This is a genomic window from Enterocloster clostridioformis (genome assembly GCF_020297485.1).
Lineage (GTDB): Bacteria > Bacillota > Clostridia > Lachnospirales > Lachnospiraceae > Enterocloster > Enterocloster clostridioformis.
On the sequence record NZ_JAIWZC010000001.1, the window covers coordinates 4,952,939 to 4,965,376 of the forward strand.

Annotated in this window: 17 protein-coding genes and 2 pseudogenes; all 19 read left to right on the forward strand. The window is 44.3% G+C overall.

Annotation, left to right across the window (positions count from 1 at the left end; all coding sequences use genetic code 11):
* Positions 1-104: 104 nt before the first annotated feature.
* The 19 genes and pseudogenes from LA360_RS24800 (at position 105) to tnpB (LA360_RS24895) (ending at position 12,352) form a co-directional block, all read left to right on the forward strand.
* A complete protein-coding gene (locus tag LA360_RS24800; RefSeq protein ID WP_225537688.1) occupies positions 105-374 on the forward strand; it encodes a GNAT family N-acetyltransferase in 270 nt (89 codons plus the stop codon).
* A gap of 12 nt (positions 375-386) precedes the next feature.
* Positions 387-569: a hypothetical protein gene (locus LA360_RS24805; protein WP_225537689.1), complete on the forward strand. Its 183-nt coding sequence runs from the start codon at positions 387-389 to the stop codon at positions 567-569.
* Positions 570-595: 26 nt separating this feature from the next.
* A complete protein-coding gene (locus LA360_RS24810; RefSeq protein ID WP_089776496.1) occupies positions 596-1,105 on the forward strand; it encodes a GNAT family N-acetyltransferase in 510 nt (169 codons plus the stop codon).
* 1 nt (position 1,106) lies between these two features.
* Positions 1,107-1,694 (forward strand): MBL fold metallo-hydrolase, encoded by a 588-nt coding sequence (locus LA360_RS24815; RefSeq protein WP_112483546.1) that lies wholly within the window; start codon positions 1,107-1,109, stop codon positions 1,692-1,694.
* A 23-nt stretch (positions 1,695-1,717) separates the two neighbouring features.
* Positions 1,718-2,188 carry a GNAT family N-acetyltransferase gene (locus tag LA360_RS24820; protein ID WP_089776494.1) on the forward strand — a complete coding sequence of 157 codons (471 nt, stop codon included), beginning with the start codon at positions 1,718-1,720 and terminating at the stop codon, positions 2,186-2,188.
* Between the two features lie 62 nt (positions 2,189-2,250).
* Positions 2,251-3,066, forward strand: coding sequence for a hypothetical protein (locus LA360_RS24825; RefSeq protein WP_089776493.1), 816 nt, complete (start codon positions 2,251-2,253; stop codon positions 3,064-3,066).
* 33 nt (positions 3,067-3,099) lie between these two features.
* Entirely contained in the window at positions 3,100-3,969 is an 870-nt protein-coding gene (locus LA360_RS24830; protein WP_089776492.1) for a KilA-N domain-containing protein, read from the forward strand.
* A 423-nt stretch (positions 3,970-4,392) separates the two neighbouring features.
* Complete coding sequence (tnpA, locus tag LA360_RS24835; protein WP_112483543.1) at positions 4,393-4,764, forward strand: IS66 family insertion sequence element accessory protein TnpA; 372 nt, start codon at positions 4,393-4,395, stop codon at positions 4,762-4,764.
* Complete coding sequence (tnpB, locus tag LA360_RS24840; RefSeq protein ID WP_089776306.1) at positions 4,757-5,110, forward strand: IS66 family insertion sequence element accessory protein TnpB; 354 nt, start codon at positions 4,757-4,759, stop codon at positions 5,108-5,110. Before tnpA (LA360_RS24835) ends, tnpB (LA360_RS24840) begins: the two co-directional genes overlap by 8 nt.
* A 147-nt stretch (positions 5,111-5,257) precedes the next feature.
* Positions 5,258-6,907: an IS66 family transposase gene (tnpC, locus tag LA360_RS24845; RefSeq protein WP_112483541.1), complete on the forward strand. Its 1,650-nt coding sequence runs from the start codon at positions 5,258-5,260 to the stop codon at positions 6,905-6,907.
* A 65-nt stretch (positions 6,908-6,972) separates the two neighbouring features.
* Positions 6,973-7,344 carry an IS66 family insertion sequence element accessory protein TnpA gene (gene tnpA / locus LA360_RS24850; RefSeq protein ID WP_112482449.1) on the forward strand — a complete coding sequence of 124 codons (372 nt, stop codon included), beginning with the start codon at positions 6,973-6,975 and terminating at the stop codon, positions 7,342-7,344.
* Positions 7,337-7,690: an IS66 family insertion sequence element accessory protein TnpB gene (tnpB, locus tag LA360_RS24855; RefSeq protein WP_089776306.1), complete on the forward strand. Its 354-nt coding sequence runs from the start codon at positions 7,337-7,339 to the stop codon at positions 7,688-7,690. Before tnpA (LA360_RS24850) ends, tnpB (LA360_RS24855) begins: the two co-directional genes overlap by 8 nt.
* A 147-nt stretch (positions 7,691-7,837) precedes the next feature.
* A pseudogene (tnpC, locus tag LA360_RS24860) lies at positions 7,838-9,220 on the forward strand (IS66 family transposase); the annotation flags it as partial.
* 93 nt (positions 9,221-9,313) lie between these two features.
* The gene (locus LA360_RS24865) at positions 9,314-9,808 is read left to right on the forward strand and encodes a helix-turn-helix domain-containing protein (RefSeq protein WP_089776580.1); all 495 of its coding nucleotides are present in this window, start codon (positions 9,314-9,316) and stop codon (positions 9,806-9,808) included.
* 137 nt (positions 9,809-9,945) lie between these two features.
* Positions 9,946-10,563 (forward strand): transposase, encoded by a 618-nt coding sequence (locus tag LA360_RS24870; protein ID WP_225537719.1) that lies wholly within the window; start codon positions 9,946-9,948, stop codon positions 10,561-10,563.
* A gap of 28 nt (positions 10,564-10,591) precedes the next feature.
* A pseudogene (locus tag LA360_RS24880) lies at positions 10,592-10,858 on the forward strand (transposase domain-containing protein); the annotation flags it as partial.
* A gap of 180 nt (positions 10,859-11,038) precedes the next feature.
* The gene (locus LA360_RS24885) at positions 11,039-11,227 is read left to right on the forward strand and encodes a putative holin-like toxin (RefSeq protein WP_225537692.1); all 189 of its coding nucleotides are present in this window, start codon (positions 11,039-11,041) and stop codon (positions 11,225-11,227) included.
* A 407-nt stretch (positions 11,228-11,634) separates the two neighbouring features.
* Positions 11,635-12,006 carry an IS66 family insertion sequence element accessory protein TnpA gene (tnpA, locus tag LA360_RS24890; RefSeq protein ID WP_112483060.1) on the forward strand — a complete coding sequence of 124 codons (372 nt, stop codon included), beginning with the start codon at positions 11,635-11,637 and terminating at the stop codon, positions 12,004-12,006.
* Entirely contained in the window at positions 11,999-12,352 is a 354-nt protein-coding gene (gene tnpB / locus LA360_RS24895) for an IS66 family insertion sequence element accessory protein TnpB (RefSeq protein WP_112483539.1), read from the forward strand. The genes tnpA (LA360_RS24890) and tnpB (LA360_RS24895) overlap by 8 nt, the downstream gene beginning before the upstream one ends.
* Positions 12,353-12,438 lie beyond the last annotated feature (86 nt).

Here is a 12,438-nt window from a genome sequence, read left to right on the forward strand (position 1 = left end):
CCGCATAAGCCTAAATAAAAGCAGTTAGGGGAATTGAAAAAGCCTATGCTTTCGTGTATAATTGAGAAAAATCAAAGTGAAAAATGATTTATCGGAGGAACGATATGAAATATATAAGGGCAACTTCTGATATGGCGAATGATGTTCAAAATGTTTTACATATGGCTATTAAAACCATATATCCGAAATATTATCCAAAGGAAGTAGAGGATTTCTTTTGCAGACATCATAATAAAGAACATATTCTAAACGGAATAGCATCGGGAAATATGGGAGTGTTGGTGGACAATGATGTGATTGTCGGAACAGGTTGTTTTGACGGCAATCATATTACAGGAGTATATGTGCTGCCCGCTTATCAAAACCAAGGCTGAGGCTCGTATATTATGAATTGTTTGGAAAAGGAAATTTTCAAAACATATGATACGGTTATTTTGGATGCTTCGCTTTCGGCAGCGTGTTTATATGAGCATAGAGGCTATAAAACGGTGGGGCATGGGAGATACGAATTGGAAAATGACGTAAAGCTGGTTTATGAAATCATGGAGAAAAAGCTAAAAGAAAATTGAAAATGTGGATTGAGAGGAATTGAAAAATGAAATGCAGAATAAGAAAATGGGAGCTATCAGACGCAAAAGATTTGGCGACTGCACTTTCAAATAAACAAGTACAAGATAATCTTCGTGATGGTTTGCCCTACCCTTACACCGAACAGGATGGAAAAGATTTTATTTCTGCTATGCTTTCCGCAGATGAAAACGAAACCTTTGCTTTTGCTATTACCGTAGATAATACAGTGATTGGCAGTATCGGCATTTTTCGGCAAGAAAATATTCATAGACAAACCGCCGAGTTAGGATATTATATTGCTGAGGAATATTGGGGCAACGGCATTATGACCGAAGCTGCCAGGCAAATATGTGAGTATGTTTTTAGTGAAAGTGACATTATCCGTATCTACGCAGAGCCGTTTGCTTATAATATAGCGTCTTGCAGGGTGCTTGAAAAAGCAGGATTTCAATATGAGGGTACATTGAGAAGCAATGCTGTGAAGAATGGTAAGGTGCTTGATATGAAAATGTACTCTTTGCTAAAAGAGGAATGAAATGATAACTAAATTAAAGTATGGAAACACAAGTACTTATTTCGTGCATGGCGTAAATGGTGGCTTGCTGATTGATACAGATTATGCCGGAACTATGCAGTTTTTTTATAAAGCCTTAAAGAAAAACGGCTTATCAATAACCGATATTACTTATATTTTGGCGACACACTATCATCCAGACCATATCGGACTTGTTAGTGAACTGCAAAAAATGGGAATAAAATTGTTGCTCATAGATACTCAATGCGGCTATGTGCATTTTGCTGATGCTATATTTAAGAGGGAAAAACTCTTGCGATATGAACCTATTGACGAAAAAAATGCTACGATAATTGGTTGTGATGAAAGCAGAGAGTTTCTTGCTGATTTAGGGATTGCAGGAGAAATCATTCAAACCGCAAGCCATAGTGAGGACAGTATATCCGTTATTCTGGATAGTGGGGAATGTGTAGTGGGCGATTTAGAGCCAATGGAATATCTTGACGTTTATGGGGAAAATATCGTTTTGCAAAATGATTGGAAACTTATAACGAGTTACCATCCGAAAGTCATATATTACGCCCATGCAAATGAAAAACATTTTGCGTGATAGTGATTGAGTGGAGAATAATTATGGACTATAAAATACGAGAAATCAAAGAGAGTGAATATCCAGTATTGTCTGACTTTTTGTATGAAGCGGTTTTTATTCCAGAGCAAATGGAAAAGCCGCCAAAATCTATTATTGAACAGCCAGAGCTTCAAGTGTATATTGCTGATTTTGGAAAAGCGGATGATTGGTGCTTGGTTGCGGAAGTGAAAGAAACGATTGTTGGTGCAGTATGGGTGCGTATTATGAATGATTACGGACATATTGATGGTGAAACGCCCTCGCTTGCCATATCGCTGTATGAGGAATACAGGCATTTGGGGTTAGGTACAGCACTTATGAAAGAAATGCTACAATTTCTGAAAAACAAGGGATATAAGCAGACATCTTTATCCGTACAGAAAGCGAATTATGCAGTTAATATATATCGGAAAGTAGGCTTTGAGGTAGTAAAAGAAAATGAAGAAGAATACATAATGGTTTGTCGATTGTAAATAGAAAGTATAGAAGTTTAATAGTGCAAGATGAAATTCTGAGATATAGGGAAAAATGAAATATGAGAAATAATAAATATTTTTTAATAAGTTTTTGCGCTATTTGCGGAGCAATAGCGATAGCATTTATAGTTAATGTGTTGTTTAAGATAAAGACAGCGGGAATTTTTAGCGCAGAGTGGTCGGCTGGAGATGCGCTAAGTTATGTCGGTGCAATGGCAGGGTCAATAAGTACTTTTGTATTAAGTTTAGTAGCATATTGGCAGAATGAAAAATTAAAAGAAATGGAGAATAACAATTATATTGCCACAAATAGCTGTATGGTTCTGATTGATGAAGTACAAATTAAACCAAAGGCTTCTATCCCAGTAAATTATGAGTTGCATACAGAACAAATTTTGCAAGAAATTGACAATAATGATGTGTATCCGTCAGGATATGGTGTAGAAATAAACCTTAAGAAAATATCAGAATCAATACAGGCAACGCCTTCGTTGATTTATGTATCGGATTGTACACTTTTTGTTGGCAATAATCAAAAAAACACATTAGAAAGTGCATTGTGGTTAAAAAATGTTCGAGAAGGTTATACAAGAGCAGCAATACTAGAGTCAGGCATTGCATTTAATTGTAACTTGCTTGTTTCAAAAAGAAATCAAGAGAAGTTTGAAAATGATATAAAGGCTGAAAATAATAGACTAACTATAGAAATCCAATTTGAGATTATTACAGATAAAAATGTGATGACAAAATGCAAATGCCGAGCTTATTGTAATTATAAAAATAATAATGGAGTTATTACATGGAAAAGTGATAAACCTATGGTGTTCTTTTATGGGCATGAGTTAAAAAAGAATGACGAAATATCGGTACTTTAGAAGAATGGGTTATAAAAGGAGACAAGTAAAAATATGAAGAATATGAAAATAGATGCCAACGGAACAGAAATCAGAGTAATGGGCGATGTTGTTAATGAGGACGCTTATATTTCGCTGACTGATATTGCCAAATATAAAAATCCTGACAATGCTTTTATCGTGGTGGCAAATTGGATGCGTAACCATTCCACGATTTCATTTTTGGGCTTGTGGGAACAAATCCATAATCCCAATTTTAAACCTATCGAATTCGATAGGTTTAAAGCAGAGTCGGGGGATAATGCGTTTACGCTGACGCCCCAGCAATGGATAAAAGCGACGGACGCAATCGGTATCGTATCAAAATCAGGACGGTATGGTGGCACTTATGCTCATACAGATATTGCCTTTGAGTTTGCTTCGTGGATTTCGCCAGAATTTAAACTTTATATTATCAAAGACTATCAGCGATTAAAGAAAGATGAAGCAAATCGATTAGCGATTGGATGGGATGCAAAAAGGGAACTTTCAAAAATAAATTATCGTATCCATACAGACGCAGTAAAGGAATTTCTGATAACACCTACATTATCCCCGCAGGAGATGGCATATACATATGCTTCAGAAGCGGATATTTTGAATATGGCTTTGTTTGGAAAAACAGCGGCGCAATGGAGAAGTGAAAAAGGAATAAGCGGAAAAACGCCAAATATCAGAGATTTTGCTTCAGCGGAAGAATTGGTGGTACTTATCAATCTGGAAGATACGAATGCTGACTTGATAAGACAGGAAGTGCCTAAAATCGAAAGGCTAAAAATATTAAGGGAAAAAGCCTACAGGCAGTTAGAGCTTTTGAAAAAGAACCAAGATACGATTGAAGCACTAAAGAAAAATCTTATTGAAGATACGGGAACAAACAATTGATTTTCTAAGCAAAATCGCTTATAATCTAACACGAAACATATAGCTATTATCCGCAGTTGCCGAGCAGGTGTTATCAATGCCGATAACAAAATGATAACATTAGCCCGTATAGGCAGGATAATATGGATATATCAAATAATCAAAAGATTTACATACTCGACAGAGAATAATTCTTAAACAAAATTGATTAGTACTTGTCGGGTTCGAGTAACGCTCTAAAGTCCGGAAAGCCAGTGTTTATGCGGGTTTCCGGGCTTTTTCTTTGCGCCGTGACATTATTATGACATTATTTTTCAGAGCCAGTATAGAGCCAGGGGGCTTGATAGCCTGGTTGCCAATTCTGCAAAACTCTGTTATAATGCCGTAAGTAGGTAATAATCAGTATCTGCAAATTTCCATCCACATTTGATAAGATAAGTTCAAATGATGGAGGTGATACCAATAAATACGAATGACAATGCAGCCTCAAAGGCTGACCTTTGGGCAGACCGGTTCCATGCTTTTCAGGAAAGCGGTTTATCCCGCAAAGAATGGTGTCAGCAGAATGGAATCCCACAGTCTACACTGGGTTACTGGATCCGAAAGCTCCAGTCAGAAGCAGCTGAGACAGAAAGTGCTTCTGATCCGGTGTTTGCAAAGCTCCCTTCGGAACATGAACTCCATTTCAGTACAGCAGATACAGGAAAACCTCCTGTGATGCTCTGTCTCCCGGAAAATATCCGGATTGAAGTTGCTGCGGACTGTCCAGCCAGACTGTTGACTGCCCTGCTTCAGGCCTTAAAGAACTATGCTTGATTTTTACGGAAGTACTACAGTCTATCTGGCATGTGGCTGCACGGACCTCCGGAAGAGCTACACTGGTTTAGCGGCCATCATCAAACTGAAATTCCATCTCGATCCGTACTCCCGCTGTATGTTCGCGTTCTGCAATCGCAGGCGCACATTGCTCAAGATCCTTCAGTGGGACGGGTCAGGGTTTTGGATCCTGATGAAACGGCTGGACCGCGATTCCTTCCATTGGCCTGACACACCGGATGAACTGCAGAAAGTTACGCTGAAAGAGATCCATTGGCTGTGCGATGGTTTATCCCTGAACCCCAGCGGCGCATTTGAAGAACGTCACCCGAAGATCGTCATATGAGCCCGGATCCTGTCAATTCGCAAAAAGCCGAAAATCACTTTGTTTTGGGCGGATTTTCCTCCGTCCCGGAATGCAGTTTCCTATAGGAACGGAATGCTTTTTCTGGTATACTTTCTGGTAGAGATTTCAGAAAGTTGAGGCTGTGTTATGGATCCGCTTTTTACAGAGGAACAACTGAACAAGATGAGCAGGGAGGATATCATCTCCCTGATGAAAACCATGCGGGAGCATTATCAGAAACAGGAAACAAAGATCCAGATCCTCGAAGAAAAAACAAAGGAACTGGAATTCCTGAACGCGATGCTTTCTGACCGTCTGACTCTTGCGCAGCGGAAACAGTTTGGCCCATCCAGCGAAAAATATGCGGATGGCTATACGCAGCTGAACCTTTTTAACGAGGCAGAGCAGGAAGCAGAGCCTGATGCGCCGGAGCCGGAAATGGAGGAGATCCATCCGTCTTCCTATAAAAGAAAGAAACGTTCCGGCAAAAAGGAGGAAGATCTTTCCGCCTTTGAGACAACGGAAGTAATTGAGTATAAGCTGACCGGCGCGGACCGAAACTGTCCGGACTGCAATACCAAATATAAAGTCGTGACAAAAGAGACGGTGAAGCGCCTGAAGTTTGTGCCTGCACGGTTTGAAGTGGTGGAGGAGGTCACCTATGTTTACAGCTGCCCGAAATGCGGGGCGATGAAACGTCCGGAAAAGGCGCCTTCCCTTCTCAAAGGCAGTGTGGCAACACCATCCCTGGCGGCAGGCATCATGAACGCAAAGTATGTGGGCGGCATGCCCCTTGCGCGTCAGGAACGGGAATTCGCCCGTTACGACCTGAACCTTTCCACAAAGACCATGGCGAATTGGATCATCCAGTGTGCGGACCGGTATCTGCAGCCGCTTTATGAACTGATGAAGGAAGAATTCCTCCGGAGCCGGTACGCTCATGGGGATGAAACCCGTGTTCAGGTAATCGATGAGCCGGAACAGAAAGGTTCCACCCAGAACTGGATGTGGGTCTATCTCACTGATGAATACAGCGGCGCACCCCGGATGGTCCTCTTCCAATACGAAAGAACCCGGGCGGGATATCATCCGGTGGAATTCCTTGGGGATCAGTACCAGGGATATTTCACCTGCGATGGATACCAGGCATACCACAGCCTTCCGGAAAGGATCACCGTGACAGGATGCATGGCCCATGCGAGGCGCAGATTTGATGAATCCCTGACCGTTTTGAAAAAGGACTTTACCAAAGAGCAGCTGAAGGAAACAACCGCATATCAGGCAATGGCACGGATCGGGATGTTCTATAAGATCGAGGAGATGATCCGTGACAAGTCACCGGAAGAAAGGTATGAAGAGCGTCAAAAGCAGGCAAAGCCGCTTTTAGAGGCTTTCTTTGAGTGGCTTCATACCCTGGAGGATGCTGTGGACAGATCTTCTAAGATCGGAGAGGCGGTCCTGTATACGCTGAACCAGGAAACCTATCTGAAAAGGTATCTGGAAGATGGCCATCTGAGTATTGACAATCTAGCTGCAGAGCGGGCACTGAAAAATTTTGCCATAGGGAGACGCAACTGGCTGTTTGCCAAAAGCATCCGCGGGGCACAGGCCAGTGCGACTGTGTACAGCATCACAGAAACTGCGCTTCTGAATGGACTGAAGCCATACAACTATCTCACATATGTGATGGAAAAGATGAAAGAACTCGGTGCGTTTCCGGCAAAGGAAGAAATGCTGGAGCTTCTCCCATGGTCCTCCAATCTGCCTGATGATTGCCGCAGCAAACTTAAAAAGTAAAAGACGTAAGTAGGTAATAATCAGTATCTGCAAATTTCCATCCACATTTGATAAGATAAGTTCAAATGATGGAGGTGATACCAATAAATACGAATGACAATGTAACCTCAAAGGCTGACCTTTGGGCAGACCGGTTCCATGCTTTTCAGGAAAGCGGTTTATCCCGCAAAGAATGGTGTCAGCAGAATGGAATCCCACAGTCTACACTGGGTTACTGGATCCGAAAGCTCCAGTCAGAAGCAGCTGAGACAGAAAGTGCTTCTGATCCGGTGTTTGCAAAGCTCCCTTCGGAACATGAACTCCATTTCAGTACAGCAGATACAGGAAAACCTCCTGTGATGCTCTGTCTCCCGGAAAATATCCGGATTGAAGTTGCTGCGGACTGTCCAGCCAGACTGTTGACTGCCCTGCTTCAGGCCTTAAAGAACTATGCTTGATTTTTACGGAAGTACTACAGTCTATCTGGCATGTGGCTGCACGGACCTCCGGAAGAGCTACACTGGTTTAGCGGCCATCATCAAACTGAAATTCCATCTCGATCCGTACTCCCGCTGTATGTTCGCGTTCTGCAATCGCAGGCGCACATTGCTCAAGATCCTTCAGTGGGACGGGTCAGGGTTTTGGATCCTGATGAAACGGCTGGACCGCGATTCCTTCCATTGGCCTGACACACCGGATGAACTGCAGAAAGTTACGCTGAAAGAGATCCATTGGCTGTGCGATGGTTTATCCCTGAACCCCAGCGGCGCATTTGAAGAACGTCACCCGAAGATCGTCATATGAGCCCGGATCCTGTCAATTCGCAAAAAGCCGAAAATCACTTTGTTTTGGGCGGATTTTCCTCCGTCCCGGAATGCAGTTTCCTATAGGAACGGAATGCTTTTTCTGGTATACTTTCTGGTAGAGATTTCAGAAAGTTGAGGCTGTGTTATGGATCCGCTTTTTACAGAGGAACAACTGAACAAGATGAGCAGGGAGGATATCATCTCCCTGATGAAAACCATGCGGGAGCATTATCAGAAACAGGAAACAAAGATCCAGATCCTCGAAGAAAAAACAAAGGAACTGGAATTCCTGAACGCGATGCTTTCTGACCGTCTGACTCTTGCGCAGCGGAAACAGTTTGGCCCATCCAGCGAAAAATATGCGGATGGCTATACGCAGCTGAACCTTTTTAACGAGGCAGAGCAGGAAGCAGAGCCTGATGCGCCGGAGCCGGAAATGGAGGAGATCCATCCGTCTTCCTATAAAAGAAAGAAACGTTCCGGCAAAAAGGAGGAAGATCTTTCCGCCTTTGAGACAACGGAAGTAATTGAGTATAAGCTGACCGGCGCGGACCGAAACTGTCCGGACTGCAATACCAAATATAAAGTCGTGACAAAAGAGACGGTGAAGCGCCTGAAGTTTGTGCCTGCACGGTTTGAAGTGGTGGAGGAGGTCACCTATGTTTACAGCTGCCCGAAATGCGGGGCGATGAAACGTCCGGAAAAGGCGCCTTCCCTTCTCAAAGGCAGTGTGGCAACACCATCCCTGGTGGCAGGCATCATGAACGCAAAGTATGTGGGCGGCATGCCCCTTGCGCGTCAGGAACGGGAATTCGCCCGTTACGACCTGAACCTTTCCACAAAGACCATGGCGAATTGGATCATCCAGTGTGCGGACCGGTATCTGCAGCCGCTTTATGAACTGATGAAGGAAGAATTCCTCCGGAGCCGGTACGCTCATGGGGATGAAACCCGTGTTCAGGTAATCGATGAGCCGGAACAGAAAGGTTCCACCCAGAACTGGATGTGGGTCTATCTCACTGATGAATACAGCGGCGCACCCCGGATGGTCCTCTTCCAATACGAAAGAACCCGGGCGGGATATCATCCGGTGGAATTCCTTGGGGATCAGTACCAGGGATATTTCACCTGCGATGGATACCAGGCATACCACAGCCTTCCGGAAAGGATCACCGTGACAGGATGCATGGCCCATGCGAGGCGCAGATTTGATGAATCCCTGACCGTTTTGAAAAAGGACTTTACCAAAGAGCAGCTGAAGGAAACAACCGCATATCAGGCAATGGCACGGATCGGGATGTTCTATAAGATCGAAGAGATGATCCGTGACAAGTCACCGGAAGAAAGGTATGAAGAGCGTCAAAAGCAGGCAAAGCCGCTTTTAGAGGCTTTTTTCGAGTGGCTTCATACCCTGGAGGATGCTGTGGACAGATCTTCTAAGATCGGAGAGGCGGTCCTGTATACGCTGAACCAGGAAACCTATCTGAAAAGGTATCTGGAAGATGGCCATCTGAGTATTGACAATCTAGTACAGCATTGCCAAAATAATAATGAATAGACGTTGCTTTTTTATTGTAGTCGGTGCATAATAATTCTATCACTAAAGAATGGATGGGTTATTATGCGAAGGAAAACAATTGATACTATCCCGGTTTTATCTGATGCCATGAAAAACATATTATCTGCTTTTTCAAAAAGCCGCTCCCTTCCGTCAGGACTGGTCAAAAGAGCCAGCATTGTCCTGCTTGCGTCACAGGGGGAACTCAACCAGAATATTGCACCACAGGTCGGGCTTCATTATAATAATGTTGCCACCTGGCGCAGTCGGTTCCTCGCGGCGCTCCCAGCCTTGCGGAGGATTGAAATGGACGACCCGAAAAAGCTTGAAGATGAGATACGGGCAGTCCTGTCCGATAAAAAACGCCCCGGTGCCCCGTCTGTTTTTACGCCGGACCAGATCATGCGGATCATCGACCTTGCCTGCAGCAGCCCAAATGATTTTGGGTACGAAGTAAGCCAGTGGAGTCTCCCGCTGTTAGTGGCAGAAATTAAAAAGCAGGGGATCGCTGAACAGATTTCTGAGAAATCTGTCAGCCGTTTTTTAAAAATGAGGTAGATTTACATCCCCACAAAATCCGTTACTGGCTTCATTCTTCGGAAAAGACGGAAGCCCCGGAATCTTTTGCGCGGAAAGTAAACGAAATCTGCGGCCTGTACCAGAGTGCCCAGGAACAAAGCCGGGAAGGTGCACACATTGTTTCCACGGATGAAATGACCGGGGTACAAGCGCTGGAACATAAATATCCTGACAAGCTCCCATTACCCGGCCAGTGCGCCAAAATGGAGTTTGAGTATATCCGCCATGGCACGACCAGCCTCATCGGGTTCTTTGATGTTGCAACGGGCCGTATGGAAATGCCGTATTTAAACTCCACACGCACAGAAGAGGATTTTGTGGAAGCCGTGAAAGCATTGGTAGGGACAGACCCGCAAGCCCCATGGACATTTATATGCGATGGCCTAAACACCCATAAATCGGAAGCCCTTGTCCGCTTTGTGGCAGAAGCCTGTGCCCTTGGCGTGGAACTGGGCAAAAAAGGGAAAACAGGGATCCTTAAAAGTATGGAAAGCCGAGCGGATTTCCTGCATGACCCTTCCCACCGGATCCGCTTTGTCTATACTCCGAAACACAGTTCCTGGATGAACCAGATTGAGATATGGTTTGGCATCATTAACCGGAAGCTGCTGAAGCGGAAAAGCTACCTATCAATAGAAGAACTGGAAGCAAGCATCCTGCGCTTTATTGAACAATACAATCTTACAGCACACCCATTTAAGTGGACATATGCCGGGATACCATTAGTAATTTAATCACTGATATTTAAGCAATGCTGTACTAGCTGCAGAGCGGGCACTGAAAAATTTTGCCATAGGGAGACGCAACTGGCTGTTTGCCAAAAGCATCCGCGGGGCACAGGCCAGTGCGACTGTGTACAGCATCACAGAAACTGCGCTTCTGAATGGACTGAAGCCATACAACTATCTCACATATGTGATGGAAAAGATGAAAGAACTCGGTGCGTTTCCGGCAAAGGAAGAAATGCTGGAGCTTCTCCCATGGTCCTCCAATCTGCCTGATGATTGCCGCAGCAAACTTAAAAAGTAAAAGACAGATCTTCCCCCGGTAAGTGCTGGGGGATTTCTTATTTTGTCAAGATACGGATTATTACTTACTTACTAAAAGACAGATCTTCCCCCGGTAAGTGCTGGGGGATTTCTTATTTTGTCAAGATACGGATTATTACTTACTTACATAATGCCTTCATGGAAGAGTACCCATGACAGGGTGGTAGCCTCCCGAGCCAATGAAACCGGCTTGCCGGAATACATAGGAAGGGAGGTGGCGCTCATGACGGCTTATGAGATCGTTTCGATTTTCATTGGGATATTAGCTTTGCTGATGTCTTTCGGCAGCTTGATTGTTGCGTTGCTTGCCTTTCTCGACAGAGATAGGAATAACAAGCGAAAAAAATAATGCCCCTCCTGTCTGATCCACAGGAGAGGCGCCTCTCACAGAGAGGTAAATAGCCTATTCGGGAGCATCCGCTTTTGGAGTGGGTGCTCTTTCTATGTTCATTATATACTATGCCCCTGGATTTTGCAAGTATTAAAGAAATTTCGGGCAGCGTCAATTTACTTTCGGAAACGAAAGGTCAGAAATCACCCTTGTGATTGGTTTCGATTTGCTTCCCCTATTTTACCAGGTTCCCTACCTTTATTCTACTGGTTTTTTTATCCATCCATTGCTTCTGTATTTTACGGATGGGAAAGAAAGAACTCAAGGGTTCATGAACTGCTGCGCAGCCCTTGACTTCTTTCTTTGTAAGTAGGTAATAATCAGTATCTGCAAATTTCCATCCACATTTGATAAGATAAGTTCAAATGATGGAGGTGATACCAATAAATACGAATGACAATGCAGCCTCAAAGGCTGACCTTTGGGCAGACCGGTTCCATGCTTTCCAGGAAAGCGGTTTATCCCGCAAAGAATGGTGTCAGCAGAATGGAATCCCACAGTCTACACTGGGTTACTGGATCCGAAAGCTCCAGTCAGAAGCCGCTGAGACAGAAAGTGCTTCTGATCCGGTGTTTGCAAAGCTCCCTTCGGAACATGAACTCCATTTCAGTACAGCAGGTACAGGAAAACCTCCTGTGATGCTCTGTCTCCCGGAAAATATCCGGATTGAAGTTGCTGCGGACTGTCCAGCCAGACTGTTGACTGCCCTGCTTCAGGCCTTAAAGAACTATGCTTGATTTTTACGGAAGTACTACAGTCTATCTGGCATGTAGCTGCACGGACCTCCGGAAGAGCTGCACTGGTTTAGCGGCCATCATCAAACTGAAATTCCATCTCGATCCGTACTCCCGCTGTATGTTCGCGTTCTGCAATCGCAGGCGCACATTGCTCAAGATCCTTCAGTGGGACGGGTCAGGGTTTTGGATCCTGATGAAACGGCTGGACCGCGATTCCTTCCATTGGCCTGACACACCGGATGAACTGCAGAAAGTTACGCTGAAAGAGATCCATTGGCTGTGCGATGGTTTATCCCTGAACCCCAGCGGCGCATTTGAAGAACGTCACCCGAAGATCGTCATATGAGCCCGGATCCTGTCAATTCGCAAAAAGCCGAAAATCACTTTGTTTTAGGCGGATTTTCCTCCGTCCCGGAATGCAGTTTCCTATAG

Excerpts from the sequence above, each read along its gene's own strand:
- LA360_RS24800 (WP_225537688.1), top strand. The coding sequence starts at position 105 with ATGAAATATATAAGGGCAACTTCTGATATGGCGAATGATGTTCAAAAT.
- LA360_RS24805 (WP_225537689.1), top strand. The coding sequence starts at position 387 with ATGAATTGTTTGGAAAAGGAAATTTTCAAAACATATGATACGGTTATT.
- LA360_RS24810 (WP_089776496.1), top strand. The coding sequence starts at position 596 with ATGAAATGCAGAATAAGAAAATGGGAGCTATCAGACGCAAAAGATTTG.
- LA360_RS24815 (WP_112483546.1), top strand. The coding sequence starts at position 1,107 with ATGATAACTAAATTAAAGTATGGAAACACAAGTACTTATTTCGTGCAT.
- LA360_RS24820 (WP_089776494.1), top strand. The coding sequence starts at position 1,718 with ATGGACTATAAAATACGAGAAATCAAAGAGAGTGAATATCCAGTATTG.
- LA360_RS24825 (WP_089776493.1), top strand. The coding sequence starts at position 2,251 with ATGAGAAATAATAAATATTTTTTAATAAGTTTTTGCGCTATTTGCGGA.
- LA360_RS24830 (WP_089776492.1), top strand. The coding sequence starts at position 3,100 with ATGAAGAATATGAAAATAGATGCCAACGGAACAGAAATCAGAGTAATG.
- tnpA (WP_112483543.1), top strand. The coding sequence starts at position 4,393 with ATGATGGAGGTGATACCAATAAATACGAATGACAATGCAGCCTCAAAG.
- tnpB (WP_089776306.1), top strand. The coding sequence starts at position 4,757 with ATGCTTGATTTTTACGGAAGTACTACAGTCTATCTGGCATGTGGCTGC.
- tnpC (WP_112483541.1), top strand. The coding sequence starts at position 5,258 with ATGGATCCGCTTTTTACAGAGGAACAACTGAACAAGATGAGCAGGGAG.
- tnpA (WP_112482449.1), top strand. The coding sequence starts at position 6,973 with ATGATGGAGGTGATACCAATAAATACGAATGACAATGTAACCTCAAAG.
- tnpB (WP_089776306.1), top strand. The coding sequence starts at position 7,337 with ATGCTTGATTTTTACGGAAGTACTACAGTCTATCTGGCATGTGGCTGC.
- LA360_RS24865 (WP_089776580.1), top strand. The coding sequence starts at position 9,314 with ATGCGAAGGAAAACAATTGATACTATCCCGGTTTTATCTGATGCCATG.
- tnpA (WP_112483060.1), top strand. The coding sequence starts at position 11,635 with ATGATGGAGGTGATACCAATAAATACGAATGACAATGCAGCCTCAAAG.
- tnpB (WP_112483539.1), top strand. The coding sequence starts at position 11,999 with ATGCTTGATTTTTACGGAAGTACTACAGTCTATCTGGCATGTAGCTGC.